Consider the following 20,813-nt stretch of genomic DNA (forward strand, 5'->3'; position numbering starts at 1 on the left):
TATACTGGTTGGATTATGATCGAAAGTGCATATTAAGCCGAATCATCCGCATGCGGAAACCCTGGCCAGATTCTCCCGGCAAACCGTCGAAGCCGTTGTACTTTTTGAGATCGGGAACGGTCGTCGATCAGTATATGATCGAGCGCCCCTTGGCCGGCGGCGGATTCAGTTCGGTCTATCTGGCGCGCCAACTGGCGGACCAGCATCAGGTGGCCATCAAGGAGTACCTGCCGCACCGCCTGGCGCACCGCACGCCGGAAAACCATGTCGTGCCGAACAGCGAAGAAACCCGCTCGATGTTTCTGCGCGGTCGGCGGCTGTTTCTGAAGGAAGCCAAGGTTCTCACCCAGTTCAAGCATCGCAACATCGTCGAGGTCCTGAATTTCTTTCAGGCCAACTCGACGGTTTATCTGGTGATGACGTTCGAGTACGGAAAAATCCTCGGCGATTATCTGGTGAAAGAAAAGAAAGGCGGCGTGAGCGACCAGTTTCTGCGGCTGGTGTTCCCGGCGCTCCTCGATGGGCTGCGGACGGTTCACCAAAACGGGCTGCTGCACCTCGACATCAAGCCGCAGAACATCCTGATCCGCTCGGGCGGCGACCCTCTGTTGCTGGATTTCGGAGCTTCGCAACCTTACCCGTACGGGGAGCACGCCCGCATCGGCAAAGTCCTGACCAACGGATTTTCTCCCATCGAACAATATCAGGACGAAGGCGCGCTTGGTCCGTGGAGCGACATCTACGCCATCGGCGCGACCATGCGCATGTGCCTGGACGGCATCCCGCCTCCCGCGGCTCCGATTCGCGCCGAGCGCGACAACCTGATGCCGGCGGCCAAGGCGTTCAAACACCGCTATCCGCAAGATTTGCTGCAAGCCATCGATTGGGCCATGACCGTCGATCCGGCGCAGCGCCCGCAATCGATCGACGAGTTTTCGCGCCTCATCTCCCCGGAAAACCGACCGGCCGATCCTTGACCCGCTTCGCCCCTGCCTTCACCGCAAAAGAGCCGTTTTCGGCGCAACGCCGGCAGGCATCCGACGCCGTCGGGGAGGATTGTTCCTCCGCGCAAGATGGCATAATGTATGCCAACCTCTCTGGAAAAGAAAAATCAGGAACGGCCATGATAAGCGCGAGCACCAACGAACGCAGGCAAAACACCAATCAGATGATCAGGGAACTCCTCGAGGAACGGCACCAAGTTTGGTCTCTGTACTGTACGATCGCCGGCATGAAACCCTTCACGGCGGCGCGGCCCCTTGAATCGAAAGTCCAGGAATTCTGCCAGCTGCTGATCGATTACATTTCGCTGGGACATTTCGGAATTTATCAGCGCATCATCGACGGCAGCGAGCGCCGGAGAAAAGTACTGAGTCTCGCCGAGGAAATCTATCCTCGCATCGCCGAAACCACCGATGCAGCGGTGGAATTCAACGACAAGTACGAAAAGCTGACCGGCAGCGCGCTCGAAACCGAGCTGGAGCCCGACTTGTCCAAGCTCGGCGAGGAATTGGCGATGCGCATCGAACTCGAAGATCGACTGATCGGAACCATGATGGCCTGATCGAAGGCCTCTCGGCCGCGGAAGCCCTCCGCCCACGCTCACCCACGATACGCCCGATGAACTATTGCACCCATTGCGGGACGCCGCTTAGACGGGACATCCCCGAAGGCGACGACCGTCCGCGGCACATCTGCGATGGCTGCGGGACCATCCATTATCAAAACCCCAAGCTGATCGCCGGATGCATTCCGGTGTGGCAGGATCGGGTATTGCTGTGCAAGCGGGCCATCGAACCGCGCCTCGGCTACTGGACCCTGCCCGCGGGCTTCATGGAACTCGGCGAAACCCTGCCGGACGCGGCCCGCCGAGAGGCGCGCGAGGAAGCGAACATCGAAGTGGAACTCGACCCGGTATACACCATTTTCAGCCTTCCCCATATTTCGCAGGTGTACGTGTTCTTCCGCGCCCGCATGCTGGAAGAACGCTACTCGGCCGGCTCGGAAACTCTGGAAACGCGCCTGTTCAGGGAAGACGAAATCCCCTGGGGCGAAATCTCCTTCGAGACGGTTTATCGCTCGCTGCGCCTGTTTTTCGCCGATCGCAAACAAGGCCGCTACGTCTTCAGAATGGAGAACATCGCGCCGGATCAGCGCAAAATGCCGGGAAGCTAGCCGCTTCCCCGCTCGTCAACTCAACAGCGCACTCATCCGCTGCCCCATATCCGTCGGAGTATCGACGACCTCAACGCCGGCCGCGCGCAGCGCCGCCACCTTGCTCTTTCCCGTCCCCTTGCCGCCGGTGATGATGGCGCCGGCATGACCCATGCGTTTTCCGGGCGGCGCGGTGAGACCGGCGATATAGCCGACCACCGGCTTGGTGACGTGCGCCTTGATATATTCGGCCGCTTCTTCCTCGGCGCTGCCGCCGATTTCGCCAACCAGAATGATGCCCTTGGTCTGATCGTCGCCCTGGAACAGGGCCAGAAGATCGATGAAATCGAGACCCTTGATGGGGTCGCCGCCGATGCCGACGCAGGTGCTCTGGCCGAGCCCGGCCCTGGTGGTTTGATGTACCGCTTCGTAAGTTAAGGTACCGGATCGGGACACGATGCCGACCGAGCCCTTCTGATGAATGAAGCCCGGCATGATGCCAATCTTGCACTCGCCGGGCGTGATCACGCCGGGGCAGTTGGGACCGATCAGAGCGGCGTCGTAATGGGCCAGGGCCGCCTTGACCCCAAGCATGTGCAGCACGGGAATGCCCTCGGTGATGCAGACGATCACTTCGATCCCGGCATCGGCCGCTTCCAGGATGGCATCCGCCGCGAACGGCGGCGGCACGTAAATCATGCTGGCCGTGGCGCCCGTTTCGCGCACTGCCTGCTTGACGGTGTCGAACACCGGCAAGTTCAAATGGGTTTGCCCGCCGCGCCCCGGCGTCACGCCGCCGACCAGTCGGGTGCCGTATTCCAGGCACTGTTGAGAATGAAAGGTGGCCTGCTTGCCGGTGAAGCCCTGGCAAATGACCTTGGTGTTCTTGTCGACGAGTATGCTCATTGCGCAGCCTCCACAGCCTTTTTCGCCGCGTCGTCCAAATCCGAAGCGGTAATCAGCGCCAAGCCGGATTGCTCGAGCAAGCGCCGGCCCTCCTCGGCATTGGTTCCTTCGAGCCGGACGATCACCGGCACCTGAACGTGCACTTCCTTGACCGCCGAGATGATGCCTTCGGCGATCAGATTGCAGCGCACGATGCCGCCGAAAATGTTCACCAGAACGGCTTTCACCTTCGCGTCGGACAGAATCAGCTTGAACGCCTCGGCGACTTTCTCCGCCGTGGTTCCGCCGCCCACGTCGAGGAAGTTGGCCGGCTCGCCTCCGTAAAGCTTGATGACGTCCAGCGTCGCCATCGCGAGTCCCGCGCCGTTCACCATGCAGCCGATGTTGCCGTCCAGCGTGACGTAGCTCAGCCCGTGTCGGCGAGCGGCGGACTCCGCGGGATCTTCCTGGGTCGGGTCGCGCAGTTCCGCCAAATCGGCATGGGCGAACAGGGCGTTGTCGTCGACGTTGATTTTGGCGTCGAGCACCAGCAGCGCGCCGTCTTCCGTCACCACCAGGGGATTGATCTCGATCTGGTTCAAATCCTTGTCCAGGAACAGCCGGTACATGCCGTTCATGATCTTGGCCAAGGCGCCGATCTGCTCGCCCTGAAGCCCGAGCGAAAAGCCGATTTCGCGGCACTGGTAAGGCTGAAGCCCCGCCGCCGGATCGACCGCGAGGCTCAGGATTTTTTCGGGATGCCGCGCGGCCACTTCCTCGATATCCATTCCGCCGGCGCTGGAAGCCAGAAACAACACCCGGGCGCTGGCCCTGTCCACCAGCGCGCTCAGATAAAGCTCCCGCGCGATCGGGCGGACTTCCTCGACCAGTACGGCATTGACCGGCAATCCGGCGCTGCCCGTCTGGGCCGTCGCCAGGCGCGACCCCAGCAACTCACCGGCCGCGGTCTCGACCGCATCGACGCTGTCGACCAGCTTGACGCCGCCCGCCTTGCCCCGTCCGCCGGCATGAATTTGGGCCTTCACCACCCATCGCCCGCCGCCCAGAGCCGCCGCCGCTTGGGCCGCCTCCCGCCCGGAAAAAGCCGGCGTGCCGCGGGGGACCGGCAGCCCGTAGGACGAGAACAAATGCTTCGCCTGATATTCGTGTAGGTTCATCGGATACTCCGTGTAGCGCTCGCGCCGGGCATCGATCGCCAAATCGATGCTACTCTTAACGTGTCCGGCTATTTTAATAGACCTGCTCCCAAACCGCACCGAAGCCATGCCGATTCGCCATTTTCCTCTCTCGCGGCCACGGCCCCGTCCGCGGCCGACGAAGCGGTCGGGCCGGCAGTACGCGCGGGCCCGCGCCACGGCCTGAGCGTCTCGGCCAAAGCCGCGCGGCGCTTATGGTTGCAACGAACGATGGACTTCGACAACAAGCAAATTTCGCCCTGTCCGTTCTCCGAGCATTACCGCATCCCTGAACATCAAGCGTGGCAGTCGCTGACGGTTTATCTTTTGTACCGTCTGACGCTGGGGAGCGTTTTGGTCTTTCTGTTTTTCCTCGGGGCGCTGCCTTCATCGCTCGGCAAACACGATCCCGAACTTTACGCCGCCGTCAGCACCCTTTATCTGGGATCCATTTTTTTCTCGCTGATTCCGCTGCTTCTGCGCCGCCCGGCTTTCCCCGTTCAAGCCCAGATGCACGTGCTCACCGACATCGTCGCGATCCCCGTCATCATGCACGCATCGGGCGGCGTGGAATCCGGCGCCGGCGTGTTATTGGCCTTGTCGGTGGCGGCCGGCGGCATCATGACCGGCGGGCGCTGCGCCTTGCTGCTGGCGGCGCTGGCCAGCGTCGCGGTGCTGGGAGAAGAAGTTTACGCCGCGCTCTCCGGCGCTTTCGACGCCTCTTATACCTACGCGGGCATGCTCGGAGCCTCGTTCTTCGGCATCGCCATTCTCGCCCTGGTCCTGGCCAGACGCGCCGAACAGAGCGAAGCGATCGCGGCGCAGCGGGGCCTGGATCTGGCCAATCTCCAGCAGCTCAACGAATTCATCATCCGCCACCTGCAGTCGGGCATTCTCGTCATCGACGAGCAGCACCGCATCCGGATGATGAACGAATCCGCCGCCCGGCTTCTCGGCATCCCCGCGCACTCCGGGTCTTTGGAGGCCGCATGCCCGGAACTCGCCGAACTGTTTTGCGACTGGCTGGACGATCCGACCCTCGGCACCGCGGGGATCGGCTCCCGCGCCGGGCAGCCGGTTCACGTTCGCTTCACCCGCCTGGGTCCGACCTGGCCGCCGATTTACATGGCGTTTCTGGAAGACAACGCCCTGTACAATCAGCGCGTGCAGCAAGGCAAGCTGGCCTCTCTGGGCCGTCTTACCGCCAGCATCGCCCACGAAATCCGCAACCCTCTGACGGCCATCAGCCACGCCACGCAACTGCTGGCCGAATGTCCGTCGTTGCCGCCGCAGGACCGGCGCCTGACCCAGATCGTCCTCGACCACGCCGCGCGGGTTAACGTCATCGTCGAGAACGTGCTGCAAATCTCGCGGCGCGGCCAATCGAAACGGGAAGTCGTTGCGCTGGCGTCCGCTTTGAAAAAATTTCTGCGCGACTTTCGGATGCAGCAGAGAGTGCACGAAAAGACCTTTCGGCTCGAGATCGAGGCCATCAACGATCAGGCCCTGATCGATCCCAGCCATCTCAAGCAGATTCTTGAAAATCTTTGCTCGAACGCACTGAAATACGGCGAGCCCCAGCGCGGGGCCATCCGGGTGCGCGTAAAACGGGCGCGGGGCGAGCCGTGCATCGAGATCATCGATCACGCCTCCCCCATCGACTGTCAAACGGTTCAGCACATGTTCGAACCGTTTTTCACCACCGCCGCCAGCGGCACGGGACTCGGGCTTTATATCGCGCGCGAACTGGCCGAACTCAACCAGGCTAAACTGGAATACGAAGCCGCCGCCGGCGGCGGTTGCTTCCGGCTCCGTTTGGCCGATGCTCAAAAAACCACGATCGAATTATGAACAGACCGTCCGCCCTGGTCGTCGATGACGAACCCGCCATCCGCGAATTGCTGGAAATCACGCTCGAGCGCATGGATATCGACGTGCGATCGGCCGGAGGCTTGCGGCAGGCCAGAGAGTTCCTGCAAAACCGGCATTTCGATCTTTGCCTGACCGACATGAAGCTGCCCGACGGCGACGGTCTGGACCTGGTGGAGTACATCCAGCTCAACCATCCGGCGCTGCCGGTCGCGGTCATCACCGCCCACGGCAACATGGAATCGGCCATCCGCGCCCTGAAGAGCGGCGCCTTCGATTTCGTCTCCAAGCCGCTGGACCTGCAAATCCTGCGGAGTCTCATCAACACCGCGCTCAAGCTCGCTCAACAGGAAGGCCGGGACCGCCGCTCCCGCCATATCTTGCTCGGCGATTCGCAGGCGATGCGGGAAATCCGCTCCAAAATCGTCAAGCTGGCGCGCAATCAGGCGCCCATCTTCATCAGCGGCGAGTCGGGCACCGGCAAGGAACTGGTCGCGCGGCTCATCCACGCCATGAGCCCCCGCTCCGAAAAACCGTTCGTCGCCGTGAACTGCGGCGCAATACCGCACGACCTGATGGAAAGCGAATTCTTCGGCCACAGAAAAGGCAGCTTTACCGGAGCGGTCGGGGACAAGCAGGGACTGTTCCAGGCCGCCCACGGAGGCACGCTGTTTCTGGACGAAGTCGCCGATCTGCCGCTGTCGCTACAAGTCAAATTGCTGCGCGCGATCCAGGAAAAATCGGTCCGGCCGCTGGGCGAGCCCCGGGAAATTCCGGTGGACGTGCGGATCGTGAGCGCCACCCACAAGAATCTCGCGGAGATGGTCCGGAACGGCGATTTCCGACAGGATCTTTTTTACCGCATCAACGTGATCGAGCTGCACGTTCCGCCGCTGCGCGAGCGCCACAGCGATATTCCGGCCCTGGTCGATCATATGCTCGGAAAACTGACCTCGCCCGGGCATGCCAAGGTCGAACTGAGTTCCGAAGCCTTGGCCGCGCTTCTGAGCTATCCGTTTCCGGGCAACGTACGGGAACTCGAAAACATCCTGGAGCGTGCCGTCGCGCTCTGCGAAGGACATCGCATTCTGATCGAGGACCTGAACCTTCCGGAAATGATCGAAACCGCCTTGCCGGCCATGCCGGACGAGAGGCCGCGGGGGGAACGAGGCTTGTCGCTGGAAAGCTATATGGACGAGATCGAGAAGCAGGCGATCATCAAAGCGCTGGAAACAACCCGCTGGAATCGGACGGCGGCGGCAAAACAACTGGGCATCACCTTCCGCGCGTTGCGCTATAAGCTGAAAAAGCTGGGGCTGGACTGAGCGAATGAAGGAATGCCGGAAAACCGGCGAGGATAGGCGGCCGGTCGGCCGTCGCCCGGAGCATCCGCCGGGCTCCCTGCGCGGCCCGCCGAAACGCCGCTATGCCCGGTATTTATCCAAAGTCTTGAGCTTGTCCAATGCGTCTTTGGTCTTCTTGACGGCCGCCTCGCTCAACTCGGCCGGCTTGTAAACCCGATCCAGCAGCCCTTCCGCAACCAAGGCTTCCTTGACCCATTTTTTGGCGAAACGGTAATTCGTCGGCGCCGGCGAAACTTCGCCGGTGGCCGGATTGCGCAACTGTCCGCCGCGCTCGGTTTCCGCCGCATCCTTCCCGGCCGTTTCGACGACGGCTGGCGTCGCGGCGACTTGCCCGGGTTTCGGTTCGGGCGCCGTTGCGGCGGAGGGCGCGCCGCTCGTCCGAGATACCGTCTTGAATACCTCGTAGATCACAAATACGACAAAGATCACCGTCAAACCGACCAGCAATTGCATCATGATCTCTCTCCTTATTTTGTAGTTTTTACGGCTCGCCGGCCTCCGGCCAGGGTTTACGGGCGCCACAGTCGCGCGCGAGCCGACACAACATAGGCCGAAACGGATAAAACCGCAACATTTCTATTGACTTCGGTCAAAACTCCGGGCACTGCCGGCGGCCTAAGACATCGCCCGCGCTTGGGCGACCAGCCTGGGCGCCTTGAGCTCGAACTGCAATCGGTGAAGTTCCGCGTAATAGGATTGTCCGCGCAATAATTGCTCGTGGCTGCCGCTTTCGACGATGCGGCCGTCCCGCATGACATAGATCCGGTCCGCGTTATGGATGGTGGACAGACGATGAGCGATCACCAATGTGGTCCGGTTTTTCATCAACGCCTCCAGAGCCTCCTGCACGTGCCGCTCGGATTCCGCGTCCAGCGCGGAAGTCGCTTCATCGAGTATGAGGATGGGGGCATTTTTGAGGACGGCGCGCGCGATGGCGATACGCTGCCGCTGCCCGCCCGACAGCACGATGCCTTGCTGGCCGACGATCGTATCGAAACCTTGCGGCAGGCTTTCGATGAACTCCAGGGCATGGGCGGTTCTGGCCGCCAGCCGAATCTCCTCGAAGCTCGCCGTCTCCCGGCAGCCGTAAGCGATGTTGTTGGCGACGCTGTCGTTGAACAAGGTGACTTCCTGTCCCACGTAAGCGATGTGCCGGCGCAGGCTGCTCAGCGTGAATTCCCGGATATCCCGCCCGTCGAGGCGGATTGCGCCCCGCGTGGGCTCGTAAAGACGCGGCAGCAAGCGGATCAGCGAGGTCTTGCCGCTGCCCGACTGTCCGACCAGCGCGATGGTCTCGCCCGGCTTTACCGCCAAATCGATGTTCCTCAGCGCGTATTCTCCGCCATGATACGCGAGGCTCACGTCCCTGAACTCGATGTGCCCTTTCACCGCGCCGAGCTCGTGCGTACCGGTATCGTGCTCGCGCGCCTTGTCCAGCAATTCGAAGATGCTGTCCCCGGCGGCGATGCCCTTCTGCATGATATTGAGCACCTGGGTGGCACGCTTGATCGGACTCAGCATCATCGCCATCGCCGCAATGAAGGCGATCAGGCTGCCGGGCGTAACGGTATGGCGCACCGATTCCAGGGAAACCACGTACAAAATCGCCGCAAACCCGCTGACATAGATGAGTTGCACCAGCGCGCCGCTGACCGCGTCCGTGACGATCAGCTTCATTTGCCGCCGCTGGTTGCGTTCGTTTTCCTTGGCGAACTTTTCGGTCTCGTAGCCTTTCCCGTTGAACACCTTGACGATGCGCTGGGCGTCGATGGCCTCCTGCGCCACATGGCCGACATTGCCCATCGATTCCTGGATGCGCATGCTGATCTTGCGGAAACGCTTGCTGACCTGGCGAATGCTGATGCCGAGCACCGGACCGACCACCATGAAAACCAGGGACAACAGCACGTTCTCGTAAACCATCAGCACGGTCAGGCCGGCGATGGTCAGTCCGTCCTTGAATACCGCGACCACGCCCTTGGTCAACGAATTCGCCACCTGCTCGGTGTTGTAGAGCAGCTTGGCGAGCAATTGTCCCGAGGAGGCGTGATCGTAATAGGCGCAAGGCAGATTCAGAAGCTGATCGAACAAATCCCGGCGAAGATCGGCGATCACCCGCCGTCCGACCCATCCCGAACAATAATCCGAGGCGAATCCGGCAATGCCGCGGGCGATCGACAAGCCCAGCAAGATGAAGGGCGCCTGCCGCAGAATCTCCGGATCATGCTCGATGAAACTGCCGTCGATGAGCGGCTGGATCAGCTTGGCGAACGCGGGGCCCAGCGAGGCGTAGGCGATCATGGCCGCTATCGAGGCCAGAAACATCTTCCAGTAGGGCAAAGCGTATTTGAATAGCCGCCGATAGATGATCATTCCGTCGGTGAGTGGCTTTCGGTCGGGATGTTTGTCGCTCATGAGATCGTAATAGGCTGGGGGAGGAGTAAAGCTCTCCTGATGTTCAAAGCGATTCCTTCGCTTTTGCTAGAATCGTCTCTTTTGAAACGCTGTTTAAAGTCGCTCAATGGTCGCTGGAGTCATCGCCCCCCCGATCCACAAGTACGTCGATTATACCGGCGTCACGGCCGCCTTGGCTTTCGCCTTTTTCGCCTGGCTCAGCCCGGCCGGCGCGAATATCGCGTTGGCGGTTTTTTCGGCCGCATGCCTGTTGAACCGGTCGGCCTGGCCGGTCTTGCGCCGCGATCCCGTGCTCTGGCTGTTCGCCGCTTTCGGGATTTACCTCGTTCTCGGCGCCCATTGGGCAAGCCGTGAACTTCCGGAAACTCACAGGCTCCAGATCCGGGATGCCTCGAATTGGCTCAAATTGTTCGCCTTCCTGCCGCTCGCCTGGTGGCTGCGGGCCGACCTGCGCCGCATCCACTGGACGCTGATCCTGGCCACGACCGGGCTCTTGATCGGCATGCTCTCGCGGGCCGATTGGTCGAGCGTGCTGCACATGACCGTCAACGAAAGAACCGGATTCAAGCTGAAGATCATCTTCAGCGGCCTGGTATCCGCCGCGGTCGTCATGGGGCTCTTGATCTATGCACCGCGCGTCCGGAACGGCAGTTCGGACGCCTTGCGGCACGCCGTTCGCCTGGCCTTCTGGCTGGTCGCCCTGTATCTGTCGAGCTATATGCTGATCGCCTCCAAATCCCGCGGCGCCTGGCTCGCCGCGCTGATCGCCATTCCCTGCGCGCTGGGCATCCGCTACCTTTGGAATACCGAAAAGGCCGAGCGTCCGCATGGCCGGTCGCTTCCTTTCCTCCTTCTCCCTCTGGCCGTATTGGCGGCGCTGCTCGTGCTGAACCGAGGCGAAATCCTGACTCGGCTGAATCAGGAGAACGGGATCGTTTCCTCGATTTTACAGGGAGAGACCCGGAATTTGCCGCGCACGTCGATCGGCTTTCGCCACGATATCCAGAAATTCGGACTGCAAAAATATTTGGAACGTCCCTGGTTCGGCTGGGGACCCGGCTCTACCGAGCACCTCATCGAGACCAGCGGCCGGCCCGAGCTGATCCACCCGCAGACGAAAGGCGCGGCCTGGATGGACCATTTTCACAATACTTACCTGGAAATCCTGGTCCGCTTCGGCATTTTCGGTACTCTATTGCTGGCCGCAACGACGTTCTTGATCGTCAAGACCCTATGGCGAGCCTACCGGACCGGACTTCTTCCAAAGGATCATTTCGCCTTTCTGATCGGGAGCTTGGGCCTCCTGGCGATTTGGAGCCTGTTCGACTTCCGGATTCTGCACGGCGACTGTAGGGCTTATTGGATTCTGCTCGCCGGCATCGCCTACAGCTTTGCCTGGCGCCCCGAGGTCACCCGCCATGACTAAGCCGTCGGTCGTTTACCTCGGCCGAAGCCGGCTGCAACGGAATCGCGCCAATCTGATCCAGACCTTGCAAATGATGGAAGCGTTTCATCAAAACGGTGTTGACGCCACGCTCTATTTGCCGCCATGGCCGCGCTCGCTAGCCTTAGAAAACAGGCTGCGCGAGTTCGGCATTGAATCGTCTTTGGACATCCGTTCCAGTTGGCTGCTGAATCGGCGCTGGAACGCCAAACCGTTTATCAAGCTCTACCGGCGGCGTCTCCGCCAAGCGGCGGGCGTTTACACCCGGTCCGTGCAAATCAGCGCCGCCTTGTCTTCCGCCGGAATACCGCACCAACTGGAAATCCACGAGGCGGAACGCGAACTGATCGGCAAAGGCTATCTGGCCGACATCGTGAAGCGCCATCGGCAAAGACTCATCGAATGGCTCTTCCCCATCAGCCATGCCGCGGCGGACGTGCTGATCCGGGCCGGCGCCGTCGCCGAGCGCGTGCTGGTCAGCCCGAGCGGAACCCAACTTTCCGCCTTCGACCGCATTGCGCCCTTCGATCCCGATCGTCTTTCCGCCCCGCGCATCGTGTACCTCGGGCGCCTCAGCCGCGACCGCGGCCTTGATGTCTTCGAGCAGATCGCCGCCAGAGGAATCGCCGAGGTCACTTTGGTGGGCGAGCAGGAAGATACGGTCGGAGCCTCGGACAAGCTGCGGGTCGTGCCCTTCGTGCCGCACCGGGACGTGCCGCTCTGGTGGGAGCGCTCCGATGCGGTCCTGCTGCCCTACCAGCGAAGCCTGCCCCATGCCGACTCGATCAGCCCCATCAAGCTGTTCGAGGCGATGGCGGCGGGACGTCCGATCGTCGTGAGCGATCTGCCCGCGATTCGGGAAATCGTCGACCATGAGAAAACTGCACTGCTGGTCGAACCGGCGGACACGAAGGGATGGATCGCGGCGCTCAGGCGGCTGCAGAACGATCCAGGGCTTGCCTGCCGTCTCGCGCAAGCTGCGAAGGAAAAAGTCCGAGAGTACGGCTGGGAAAAGCGCGCCGAGCGGATTGCCGGAGCCTGCGGCTGGCTCCGATAGATTGAGCTAGCGACTTTCGGCAAGCGGCCCCGTAACTTGCCGATAAACCCGGTAATTGCCCTCCACCATCGCCTCGACCGAAAACCGTTCGAGAACCAAACGGCGTCCGGCCTGACCGAGTCCGCGGCGCCGCGTCGAATCGTCCAAAAGCTCGACGAGGGCGGAAGCCAGCGCGGCGCCGTCGCCGGGCACGATCAGGCGGCCGTTGACGCCGTCCTTCACGATTTCGGGAATGCCGCCGGCCCGCGTCGCCACGATCGGAACCCCGGCGGCCGCGGCCTCCAATAGCGAAACGCCGAGCCCCTCCATCCAGGCGGGATGGACCACCAGATCGAGGCAAGGCATCACCCGAGCCATGTCGGTTCGATAGCCGGCGAAAATCACGGCGCCTTCGAGCCCGCGGGCCCGAACCGATGCCCGAAGCGAGGCCTCCATGGGCCCCTGGCCGAACAGCAAAACCCGCGTTTCAGGATGACGCGGGAGGACCGTCGGCAAGGCATCGAACAACACCTCGTGCCCCTTGCGCGGAATCAGTTGGGCGATCATGCCGATGGCCGTTTCGCCCTCTGCGAAACCGAATTCCGAACGAAACCAGGCTTCGTCGCCTCCCGGCCGGTAGCGCCCGGTGTCGACCGCGCTCGGAACGCACACCACCCGGCCGGCCGGCACGCCCGCTTCGACGAGCACCTCGCGTATGCCTTCCGAGATGGTGACGATGGCTTCGAACAGCGGGAACTTGATGCGGGTGTCGACCCGGCGCGGCGGATTGTCCACGCGCCGGCTGTGAACCATCGGGATTTTTTCCAGCCGTCCGGCCAACGCGGCGAGAAGATCGCCGCGGCGGCTGTGAATATGCAGCACGTCCGGCTTTTCGCTTCGGATCAGCCGCCGCAACCGGCCGATGAAACCGAGATCCGCGTCGCCCCGGAACGGAAGCGGTCGAATCTCGACCGCAGGATTTTGGACAGCCCCGACGATCTCGGCACCCTCGCTGCACACCAGCACATGCCGGCCGGGAAACCGGCTCAAACCGTTGAGGAGGTAAGCCACCTGCCGGGCACCGCCGTAGAGATGCCGCCCCATTTCCACGTGCAGCACTTTCATGATCTTTGTCCCGAAATGATGGGCACGCTTCGCTTTGCCCATCCTACGATTGACCTATCCACAGTAGGATGGGCAAAGGCCGATAGGCCGTGCCCATCGCATGCCTTCTGGTATTGCAAACAGCGCCATTCACGTTATTCGCCCTTTGTCTTCCGATACTCCAGCGTTTCGATCGCCGTCAGCACCGACTCGACCGTGTGCGCTCTCATGCAATCGAAAGTCCCTCCGCAGGTCGGGCGACGGCGGCAGGGCGAACATTCGAGAGGTTCGTAAAGCACTTTCGCCGCGGCGCTTCCCGTTTCCAAATAGGGCCGGGTGGAGCCGAAGACCGCCACGGTCGGAACGTCCAGAGCGATGCCGAGATGGGTCAGGCCGGTATCGACGCCGATCAGCAACTTGGCTTTTTCGATCAGCGCGGTGCACTGCCCCAGCGTGGTTTGCCCGGTCAAATCGAAGAGTCCGCGGCCAACGCCGCGCGCGATGGGCTCGGCCCGGCTCCGGTCGCCAGGACCGCCGAGCAGGACCACCGGCAATCCGCGCTGGTCCGCGAGGCACCGGACCAGGTCGATCCAGCGTTCGTCGAACCAATGCTTTTGCGGGCGGGTGGTGAACGGGCAGATGACGGCATATGCCCCGGCCACGCCCGCCGATGCCAGCAATTCGGAAGCCGCTTTCCGGTCGCCGTCCGAAACGGCGATGTCGAGCGCGAACGTATCGATCCGTTCGGTCAAGGCCTTCGCAAGCTTCCGGTACTCCTTGCCGATGCGGAGATCGTCCGCGCGCCGGTCGATGACCTCCGTCATCAGGAATCGGCTGCCCTCGCGCGAGCCGAGGCCGATCCGCCGCCGTCCGCCCGCAAGCCAGGCCCAGATGCCGCTCTTCAGCAGTCCCTGGAGATCGATCGTCCAGTCGAAGCGTTCGGCTCGCAGCGCGCGGATCAAATCGTAAGCTTCCCGGGCGAATTCGCGATAGCGCCACTCCCGGCGCAACTGCCGCCAGCGGCTCCGCGGCCACAGGTAAACCCGATCCAAACCCGGATTGTGACGCAGGAGATCGGCGTTGGCGGATTCCGTCAGCCAGGCGATGCGGGCGTCCGGGTAAGCCTTCCGCAACGCGGGGATCAGCCCCGAGGCCATGATGACGTCGCCGATGGCGCTGAGCCGGACGATCAGGATGCTTTTCGGCGGAGATTCGATTTCCGGCATCGCTCAGCCGCCCTTTTCCGCCATCAGGCGTTCATACAGTTCCAGATAGGCACCGGTTACCGCCTCGCGGCTGTACCGGCTTTGCAGGATGGCATGGCCGGCTTCGCCGAGCGCACTTCGTTCGGTATCGGAAAGCACCAGCGCCGCCCGGATTTGCGCCGCCAATCCCGCAGGATCGGCGCACGGCGCCAGGAGTCCGGTTCGGCCTTCGTCGATCAGTTCCAGCGCGCCGTCGGTGGCCGTGCTGACCACCGGCAAACGGTAATTCCAGGCCTCCAGGATGACATTGCCCAGGGGCTCGTGACGCGAAGGACAAACGAACAAATCGGCCAGGGCGTAGAACGGGTCCGGCGTCCGCCAGCCCAGCCAGCGGACGCGAGAGCTCAGTCCCAGGCTTTCGCTCAGTTTTTTTAGCGGATCGGCCGAAGGTCCGTCGCCGGCAATGAGCAACATCAGCGGACGTTCGTTCAGTTCGGCCGGAAACTCGGCGAAAGCGTGCAACAAATCGTCGAAACCTTTCTTGCCGATCAGCCGTCCCAGGGCGAACAGCACGAAGGCGTCGCCGGGAATAGCGTGCTCATCGCGCAACGCTTCGAGCTCTCGGCTTGAAAAAACGGCGGGGTCAGGCGCGAAATTGCCGATGTGAAACACCCGCTCCGCTGGAAGGCCGGATCTGACCAGGTAATCGCAGATGCCTTGGGTATTGCCCACCCAGGCATGGGCGTGCCGGTAATAGCCGTCGATCTTGTAGAACCCGCCCAGGCGGGCGATGTGCACGGCCTTCGATTTGGCAGGCAGACGGGTCAGGCGGGTCGCGCGGCCCATGTAGGTCTGGACGATGCACGGCTGCCGGTGGGCCGCCAGTTCGCGAATCCGCCAAACCGACCACAGATCCCACGGATTGGCGAGCGGCAGATGCACCTGCTCGATGGCGCTCGTCTTCAGGGCTTCAGCCACCGGGCTGCCGGACCGGTTGACGGCGACCACCCGCTGCCCCGCTGCGTGCAGCGCGCCGAGCAAGCGCACGTAGAACTGATCCGCCCCGCCGAACTGGCGGCTGCCGAGGATGTGCAGCGACGGATACATTTCAGCCGGTCAGCTTGAAGGCCAGAGGCTCGTCGAAGCGGTAGCCGAACCGCTCGATGTCGGCCCGGTAATGATCCGCCACCAATTGTGCCGTCACGTCGTCGTAGTACTCGCGGTAATCCTTCCGACGGTCGGCCGCCTTGCGGCTGTGGGGCAGTTTCGGGGTCTTGATGCCGATCCGCTTGCAGGCCGTATCGAAATCCTCGATCAGAAATTCGTAGCGTCCGAGAAAATCGACGACGGTGTTGCCGTGCAAATCGATGACGTAATCGCTTTGCAGCTCCGTCGACATGTCGGCGTGGTACTGCGGCGGACGCGCCGGATCGAGTTTCCAGCGGAGAAACGCCTCGAAGCTGTCGATGTGAGTGATGAGCTGCGGCCGCTCGCGGCGGATGTGATGATAGGAACTCACCTGCAAATCCCAAGGGTTGCGCACGAAGGCAAACTTGAACAAGCCCTCGAAGACTTCCCGCGGCAGCATTTCCTTGGCCGCGATGATCTTGGCGTGGCGCGGGAATTTGGCTCCGATCTTGTGGCCGGTCATCGCGCTCAGCTTGCTGCACAGAAATTGGGGAATCCGGTACGGATCGGTCCATTTTTGCCGCCACAGGGCGTCGCGGACGCTGGTGCCGCCGGTTTTGGCGATGTGGACGAACAGAAAGTTGTATTTGAGGGAAAGAAGCATGATGTTTCTGAGTGATGAATTCCGAGCAACGAGTGATGGGCACCGAGTGCCGAGCGACGAGGACCGAGCTTTTTACTCGTTACTCATCGCTCATCTAAAGCCCAGCACCTCCAGATAGCGCGCCGCGCTCCGCTCGACCGTATACTCCGCCGCCGCTTCGCGAAGGAGCCGGCCATCCGGCGGCGACTGCAAGGTGCGCAGCATCGCGTCGGCCAAGCGCGCCACGTCGCCCACCGGCACCAAAGGACCGCACCGGCCGTCTTGCAGAATCTCCCTGGGACCGCTGGGGCAGTCGGTGGACACCGCCGGCGTGCCCAGGGCCAGGGCCTCGGTCAACACATTGGGCGACCCCTCCCAGGCGGACGACAGCACGAACAGCGAACTCCGCGCCATGTAGGCATACGGATTGGCGACATGGCCGAGCAGAGAAACCGCTTCGGCGACTCCCAGATCGGCGGCCAGCTTTTCCAAGCCGGGGCGCAACCGGCCTTCGCCCAGGATCACCAGCCGCGAATCGATCGCGGCCCGCACGCGGGCGAAGGCGCGGATCAAGGTCGCGAAATCCTTTTGCCGGGTCAGGCGCCCGGCCCCCAGGATGACGGGAACGTCCGGCGACTCGAACCAGGGATGGTCCGCCGGCATGCGGCTCTTTTCCAGCATCTCCTGCGTGATGACCGGGTTTCTGATCACCGCGATTTTTTCCGGCGGCAATCCCGCGATCCGTTGCGTGTCCTCCGCGACGCCTTCGGACACGGCGACGATACGGTCCACCGTCGAATACGTCTCGCGCATCGGCCATTGCCGCGCCCAGCGGATCAGCGCCGGTTTGTTCGCCATGGCGGCCGAAAGGTGGGTCCCGAGACGCCCCACCAGTCGGGTGTCGGCCCGGCTCAGGCGCTTGGCGAGCACCGCGGCGCGAATGGCCCGGTCCTTGGCGGCCAACAAGGCGAACGGACGTTCGGCCTTGAGGTAGCGGATCAGCCCCGGCACGGCCAAGGCGGTGTGGGTGACGCCCAAATCCAGAACCCGCAGCCCCGAACCGTTCAATCGAATGAGTTCGGGCGCGGGCTTGCGCAAGATGGCCAGAAGGTCCACCGCCAGCCCCGCCTGCAAAAACGCGGGCAGCAGATTCGTCACCATGCGCTCCACGCCGCCGAGGCCGGAAAACGAAACCAGTACGGCCAGACGCCGAGTCCGATCCATTAAACCCCCTCTCCGAGCAGACCGAGAGCCTTCAAATATCGCCGGGCGCTATTCGCGACGGCATAGGGCGCCGTCGCCTCGCGCAACGTCTCGGGCGAAACCGGATTATCCAGCATTTCGGCGATTTTTCCCGCGAGGGCCGATGAATCGCCGACGGAAACCAGCGGGCCGTAGCGCCCCTCCCCGAGCACCTCTCTAGGGCCGCTCGGACAATCGGTCGACACCACCGGAGTTCCGCACGCCATCGCCTCGATCAGCACCACCGGCATACCTTCGCAGATCGACGCGAGAGCGAAGACTTTGGCCCGGCGCATGTAAGCATAAGGGTTGGCCAGAAATCCAGGCAGGTCGACATCGTCTGACACGCCCAGGTCGCGGGCGAGTTGCAGAAGCTTATCGCGCTGCCGGCCTTCGCCGCCGATGACCAGCCGGCAAGGCCGGCCGCGCCGAAGCTCCGCGAAAGCCTTCAGCAGGGTGATGAAGTCCTTGCGCGCGCACAATTCGCCCACGCCGAGGATGACCGGCGGCTCGCCCGGCGCGAACCAGGGATGGTCGACGTTTTCTTCGGCCATGGCCGCGAACCGGTCCGTGAGCACCGGACTCGGCACCACGGTCACGGCCTCCGCCGGCAGCCCGGCTATTCCGGCCAGATCTTCCGCCGCACCCGCGGAAGGCGTCAGAATGGCGTCGGCATGGCGGTATAGCAGGCGAATCGAGGCCAATTGGCTGTGACGCGCCCACCAGCCGCGGCGTTCGAGATTCTTGGAAACGGTCGTGCCTATCCGTACCGCCACGCGGGTATCGACCCGGGCCAGCGCCCGCGCCGTCAAGGCCGTGCGGTTCACCTTGTCCTTGTCGCTCAACAAGACCTCGGGACGGTTGCGGCGCAAATAGCGGACTAGGGCGGGCCAGGCGGTATTGACGTGGGACACGCCCAAATCGACCGATCGAACGCCGTCCGGCAGTTCGTTCCAATGAGGGCCGTGTCCTTTCACCCCGAGGAGATCGATCCGGAGGCCATGTCGGGCGAACTCCGGAACCAGATTGCGCATGATCCGGTCGACCCCGCTATGGCCGGAAGTCGCCAGAAACAAAGCCAGATCGGTACGGCCCGACATCATGACCGGACCAACCCGAAGGCGTCCAAATAGGCGCTGGCGCTGTTTTCGAGGGTATACGGCCGAACCGCTTCGCGCAGAAACCCGGACGGCGGCGGGTCGTCCAGGGCCGCGCGCATGGCTTCCGCCAGGGCTTCCGCGTCGCCCGTCGGGACGATCCGCCCGTAACGCCCTCCTGCCAGAATCTCCCTGGGACCGCTCGGGCAATCGGTGGCGACTGCCGGCGTGCCGACCGCCAGCGCCTCGATCAGCACGTTCGGGCATCCTTCCCACAGCGACGACAGCACGAACAGCGAAGCCCTGGCGAGAAAGGCGTAAGGGTTGTCCACGAATCCCGGCAGGTCGAAATCGTCCTGAACGCCGAGTTCGGCGGCCAGGCTTTTCAGCTTTTCCGCCTGTCGCCCTTGTCCCAGGATCATCAGCCGGCAAACCCGGTTCCGGCGCAAGCGGGCGAATGCTTTCAAGAGCGTGGGGAAATCCTTGGCCCGCCCCAGCCGGCCCGCCCCCATGATGACCGGCGGACCGCCCGGCGCCAGCCAGGGATGATCGACGGGCCGATCGGCCAGGCTCAAAATATCGGGCGCCACGGTGGGATTCGGGAGCACGCTGATCCGTTCGGGCGCCATGTTCAGGAAAGCCGACAAATCGGCCGCCGCATCGCGGGAGTTGGCGATGATGCCGTCGCTTTGCGAAAACAGGCGCTGCTGCCGGCGCCGGAACAGCCAGCGCGACCACCCAAAGCGGTGCCGGAGTTCGGTCCGCGCACCCAGCGAAGTGCCGACGCGCAGGAAAAACTTTATGCCGGAATCGCGCAGCTTTTTCTTGACCGCGAGCGCGATCCGGTCGTCGCGCCCCTGCCCGGTCATGACGACGGACGGCTTATTGAGCCGCAAGTATGCGAGCAACTCTTTTTCGAGGGCGGGATCGTTCCGGCCTTGAAAGACTACCCGCTCGACGTCCGGGTTCAAGCGGTCGGCGAAAGCGGTATCGGCCTGATTGACGACCAAAGCCGTGCGTACGCCGTGCGCGGAAAAACCGTTGGCCAGGTGAACGAAGGTGCGCCCGACACCGCCGTCGCCGAAGCTGGGAATGAAAAGACAGACTTGAGGAATCGTCACGAAATCCAAGAACCTCAATCGGCCGCTCGCAACGGCTTATGTTTCGATCCGCGCCCGACCTCGCCCGCCGATGCCGATCCGTCGGCGTGCCGCGGGGTTGACGGAAGGCCGCAATCAAAGCGGCGTTTGCGTTTAAAAGGGCCGCGACTCGAGCGACCGGTTGCAATGCCGATCACAGGTCTTTGTCGGCCAAAAGAGAAAGCTCGGAATCCCTGCCGGATAAAAAGCCGTGGAGCCGTTTCAATGCGTAACCCAGAGTGATCGACGATACCAACGTCAAGGCGACATATTCGACGGACTTGGACAAATCGGCCTGGAACAGACCGGCGCCGATCAGACAGGCGGTTATCCCCATGGGCAGAAAACCGATGAAGCTTCCCACGAGAAAATCCAGATGGCCGACTCGCGTCATTCCCAAAAGCACGTTGTTGTAGAAGCCGTTCAACGGAAGCTGTCGAACCAGCACGACGGCCAATATTCCATTTCGCTCGATCGGCCCCGTCAGCCGGTCAAACTGGCGCAGCCTCTTGAGCCTATCGCCCACGCCGAACCGGCGGATGAGCAGAAACGTCGCAAACGAACCCAGCACGGTCGCCAGTTGACTCCAAAACAGCCCCCAGGCAAAACCGAAGGCCAAGCCCCCGAGGGAGCAAAGAATCAAGCGCGGTGCGCCGACCGCCGTGAGCACGGCGCCTGCCGCGGTAAAGACCAAGGGCGCCGCCAAGCCGTAACCCGCCAGTTCGTCCTTGAGCATCATTCCCTGGGCCAACCAGTTTTTCAGCGGGGTAAAATAAAACGCACCGCCCAAAGCGAGCACGACCGCAAAAGAAGCGCCGTGGAGAATACCGCCCGTTCGCGTGGCGCCCGTCAAGCGTTGTGCATCGACCATTAGAAGCCTATTCAAGGGGAA

19 protein-coding genes are annotated in these 20,813 nt (G+C 62.6%); 7 read left to right on the forward strand and 12 right to left on the reverse strand.

Features of this window, described 5'->3' with window-relative positions:
* Positions 1 to 50: 50 nt before the first annotated feature.
* The 3 genes from ACWJKU_RS16960 (at position 51) to ACWJKU_RS16970 (ending at position 2,175) form a co-directional block, all read left to right on the forward strand.
* Entirely contained in the window at positions 51 to 977 is a 927-nt protein-coding gene (locus ACWJKU_RS16960; RefSeq protein WP_454144174.1) for a serine/threonine protein kinase, read from the forward strand.
* A gap of 146 nt (positions 978 to 1,123) precedes the next feature.
* Entirely contained in the window at positions 1,124 to 1,564 is a 441-nt protein-coding gene (locus ACWJKU_RS16965) for a sigma D regulator (protein ID WP_454144176.1), read from the forward strand.
* Positions 1,565 to 1,620: 56 nt separating this feature from the next.
* Positions 1,621 to 2,175, forward strand: coding sequence for an NUDIX hydrolase (locus ACWJKU_RS16970; protein ID WP_454144178.1), 555 nt, complete (start codon positions 1,621 to 1,623; stop codon positions 2,173 to 2,175).
* Positions 2,176 to 2,190: 15 nt separating this feature from the next.
* Here ACWJKU_RS16970 and sucD read toward each other — a convergent pair whose 3' ends face one another.
* Positions 2,191 to 3,060: a succinate--CoA ligase subunit alpha gene (sucD, locus tag ACWJKU_RS16975; RefSeq protein ID WP_454144180.1), complete on the reverse strand. Its 870-nt coding sequence runs from the start codon at positions 3,058 to 3,060 to the stop codon at positions 2,191 to 2,193.
* Complete coding sequence (gene sucC, locus ACWJKU_RS16980) at positions 3,057 to 4,217, reverse strand: ADP-forming succinate--CoA ligase subunit beta (protein WP_454144182.1); 1,161 nt, start codon at positions 4,215 to 4,217, stop codon at positions 3,057 to 3,059. The genes sucD and sucC overlap by 4 nt, the downstream gene beginning before the upstream one ends.
* 249 nt (positions 4,218 to 4,466) lie before the next feature.
* Here sucC and ACWJKU_RS16985 point away from each other — a divergent pair, with 249 nt between their 5' ends.
* Together ACWJKU_RS16985 and ACWJKU_RS16990 are read left to right on the forward strand one after the other, a co-directional pair.
* Complete coding sequence (locus ACWJKU_RS16985; RefSeq protein ID WP_454144184.1) at positions 4,467 to 6,086, forward strand: sensor histidine kinase; 1,620 nt, start codon at positions 4,467 to 4,469, stop codon at positions 6,084 to 6,086.
* The gene (locus ACWJKU_RS16990) at positions 6,083 to 7,429 is read left to right on the forward strand and encodes a sigma-54-dependent transcriptional regulator (RefSeq protein WP_454144186.1); all 1,347 of its coding nucleotides are present in this window, start codon (positions 6,083 to 6,085) and stop codon (positions 7,427 to 7,429) included. Before ACWJKU_RS16985 ends, ACWJKU_RS16990 begins: the two co-directional genes overlap by 4 nt.
* A gap of 99 nt (positions 7,430 to 7,528) precedes the next feature.
* Here the strand turns inward: ACWJKU_RS16990 and ACWJKU_RS16995 are convergent, their stop codons facing one another.
* Positions 7,529 to 7,924 (reverse strand): hypothetical protein, encoded by a 396-nt coding sequence (locus ACWJKU_RS16995; RefSeq protein ID WP_454144188.1) that lies wholly within the window; start codon positions 7,922 to 7,924, stop codon positions 7,529 to 7,531.
* Between the two features lie 159 nt (positions 7,925 to 8,083).
* Positions 8,084 to 9,883 carry a lipid A export permease/ATP-binding protein MsbA gene (gene msbA / locus ACWJKU_RS17000; RefSeq protein WP_454144190.1) on the reverse strand — a complete coding sequence of 600 codons (1,800 nt, stop codon included), beginning with the start codon at positions 9,881 to 9,883 and terminating at the stop codon, positions 8,084 to 8,086.
* A 106-nt stretch (positions 9,884 to 9,989) separates the two neighbouring features.
* Here msbA and ACWJKU_RS17005 point away from each other — a divergent pair, with 106 nt between their 5' ends.
* Positions 9,990 to 11,309: an O-antigen ligase family protein gene (locus ACWJKU_RS17005; protein ID WP_454144192.1), complete on the forward strand. Its 1,320-nt coding sequence runs from the start codon at positions 9,990 to 9,992 to the stop codon at positions 11,307 to 11,309.
* Positions 11,302 to 12,384: a glycosyltransferase family 4 protein gene (locus tag ACWJKU_RS17010; protein ID WP_454144194.1), complete on the forward strand. Its 1,083-nt coding sequence runs from the start codon at positions 11,302 to 11,304 to the stop codon at positions 12,382 to 12,384. The genes ACWJKU_RS17005 and ACWJKU_RS17010 overlap by 8 nt, the downstream gene beginning before the upstream one ends.
* A 6-nt stretch (positions 12,385 to 12,390) precedes the next feature.
* Here the strand turns inward: ACWJKU_RS17010 and ACWJKU_RS17015 are convergent, their stop codons facing one another.
* The 8 genes from ACWJKU_RS17015 to ACWJKU_RS17050 all read right to left on the reverse strand — a co-directional run bounded on the left by ACWJKU_RS17015 (position 12,391) and on the right by ACWJKU_RS17050 (position 20,807).
* Positions 12,391 to 13,488, reverse strand: a complete 1,098-nt coding sequence (locus ACWJKU_RS17015; protein WP_454144196.1) for a glycosyltransferase — start codon at positions 13,486 to 13,488, stop codon at positions 12,391 to 12,393.
* A 134-nt stretch (positions 13,489 to 13,622) separates the two neighbouring features.
* Positions 13,623 to 14,693, reverse strand: coding sequence for a glycosyltransferase family 9 protein (locus ACWJKU_RS17020; protein ID WP_454144198.1), 1,071 nt, complete (start codon positions 14,691 to 14,693; stop codon positions 13,623 to 13,625).
* Between the two features lie 3 nt (positions 14,694 to 14,696).
* Positions 14,697 to 15,779 (reverse strand): glycosyltransferase, encoded by a 1,083-nt coding sequence (locus ACWJKU_RS17025; RefSeq protein ID WP_454144200.1) that lies wholly within the window; start codon positions 15,777 to 15,779, stop codon positions 14,697 to 14,699.
* Between the two features lies 1 nt (position 15,780).
* On the reverse strand, positions 15,781 to 16,464 hold the full coding sequence (locus tag ACWJKU_RS17030) for a sulfotransferase family 2 domain-containing protein (RefSeq protein ID WP_454144202.1): 684 nt from the start codon (positions 16,462 to 16,464) through the stop codon (positions 15,781 to 15,783).
* 90 nt (positions 16,465 to 16,554) lie between these two features.
* Positions 16,555 to 17,667: a glycosyltransferase gene (locus ACWJKU_RS17035; protein WP_454144204.1), complete on the reverse strand. Its 1,113-nt coding sequence runs from the start codon at positions 17,665 to 17,667 to the stop codon at positions 16,555 to 16,557.
* Positions 17,667 to 18,788 (reverse strand): glycosyltransferase, encoded by a 1,122-nt coding sequence (locus ACWJKU_RS17040; protein ID WP_454144206.1) that lies wholly within the window; start codon positions 18,786 to 18,788, stop codon positions 17,667 to 17,669. The genes ACWJKU_RS17035 and ACWJKU_RS17040 overlap by 1 nt, the downstream gene beginning before the upstream one ends.
* Positions 18,785 to 19,903 carry a glycosyltransferase gene (locus ACWJKU_RS17045; RefSeq protein WP_454148173.1) on the reverse strand — a complete coding sequence of 373 codons (1,119 nt, stop codon included), beginning with the start codon at positions 19,901 to 19,903 and terminating at the stop codon, positions 18,785 to 18,787. The genes ACWJKU_RS17040 and ACWJKU_RS17045 overlap by 4 nt, the downstream gene beginning before the upstream one ends.
* A gap of 172 nt (positions 19,904 to 20,075) precedes the next feature.
* Entirely contained in the window at positions 20,076 to 20,807 is a 732-nt protein-coding gene (locus ACWJKU_RS17050; protein ID WP_454144208.1) for a TVP38/TMEM64 family protein, read from the reverse strand.
* Positions 20,808 to 20,813 lie beyond the last annotated feature (6 nt).

It is taken from the genome of Methylocaldum sp. MU1018 (genome assembly GCF_053646775.1).

Excerpts from the sequence above, each read along its gene's own strand:
- ACWJKU_RS16960 (WP_454144174.1), top strand. The coding sequence starts at position 51 with ATGCGGAAACCCTGGCCAGATTCTCCCGGCAAACCGTCGAAGCCGTTG.
- ACWJKU_RS16965 (WP_454144176.1), top strand. The coding sequence starts at position 1,124 with ATGATAAGCGCGAGCACCAACGAACGCAGGCAAAACACCAATCAGATG.
- ACWJKU_RS16970 (WP_454144178.1), top strand. The coding sequence starts at position 1,621 with ATGAACTATTGCACCCATTGCGGGACGCCGCTTAGACGGGACATCCCC.
- sucD (WP_454144180.1), bottom strand. The coding sequence starts at position 3,060 with ATGAGCATACTCGTCGACAAGAACACCAAGGTCATTTGCCAGGGCTTC.
- sucC (WP_454144182.1), bottom strand. The coding sequence starts at position 4,217 with ATGAACCTACACGAATATCAGGCGAAGCATTTGTTCTCGTCCTACGGG.
- ACWJKU_RS16985 (WP_454144184.1), top strand. The coding sequence starts at position 4,467 with ATGGACTTCGACAACAAGCAAATTTCGCCCTGTCCGTTCTCCGAGCAT.
- ACWJKU_RS16990 (WP_454144186.1), top strand. The coding sequence starts at position 6,083 with ATGAACAGACCGTCCGCCCTGGTCGTCGATGACGAACCCGCCATCCGC.
- ACWJKU_RS16995 (WP_454144188.1), bottom strand. The coding sequence starts at position 7,924 with ATGATGCAATTGCTGGTCGGTTTGACGGTGATCTTTGTCGTATTTGTG.
- msbA (WP_454144190.1), bottom strand. The coding sequence starts at position 9,883 with ATGAGCGACAAACATCCCGACCGAAAGCCACTCACCGACGGAATGATC.
- ACWJKU_RS17005 (WP_454144192.1), top strand. The coding sequence starts at position 9,990 with ATGGTCGCTGGAGTCATCGCCCCCCCGATCCACAAGTACGTCGATTAT.
- ACWJKU_RS17010 (WP_454144194.1), top strand. The coding sequence starts at position 11,302 with ATGACTAAGCCGTCGGTCGTTTACCTCGGCCGAAGCCGGCTGCAACGG.
- ACWJKU_RS17015 (WP_454144196.1), bottom strand. The coding sequence starts at position 13,488 with ATGAAAGTGCTGCACGTGGAAATGGGGCGGCATCTCTACGGCGGTGCC.
- ACWJKU_RS17020 (WP_454144198.1), bottom strand. The coding sequence starts at position 14,693 with ATGCCGGAAATCGAATCTCCGCCGAAAAGCATCCTGATCGTCCGGCTC.
- ACWJKU_RS17025 (WP_454144200.1), bottom strand. The coding sequence starts at position 15,779 with ATGTATCCGTCGCTGCACATCCTCGGCAGCCGCCAGTTCGGCGGGGCG.
- ACWJKU_RS17030 (WP_454144202.1), bottom strand. The coding sequence starts at position 16,464 with ATGCTTCTTTCCCTCAAATACAACTTTCTGTTCGTCCACATCGCCAAA.
- ACWJKU_RS17035 (WP_454144204.1), bottom strand. The coding sequence starts at position 17,667 with ATGGATCGGACTCGGCGTCTGGCCGTACTGGTTTCGTTTTCCGGCCTC.
- ACWJKU_RS17040 (WP_454144206.1), bottom strand. The coding sequence starts at position 18,788 with ATGATGTCGGGCCGTACCGATCTGGCTTTGTTTCTGGCGACTTCCGGC.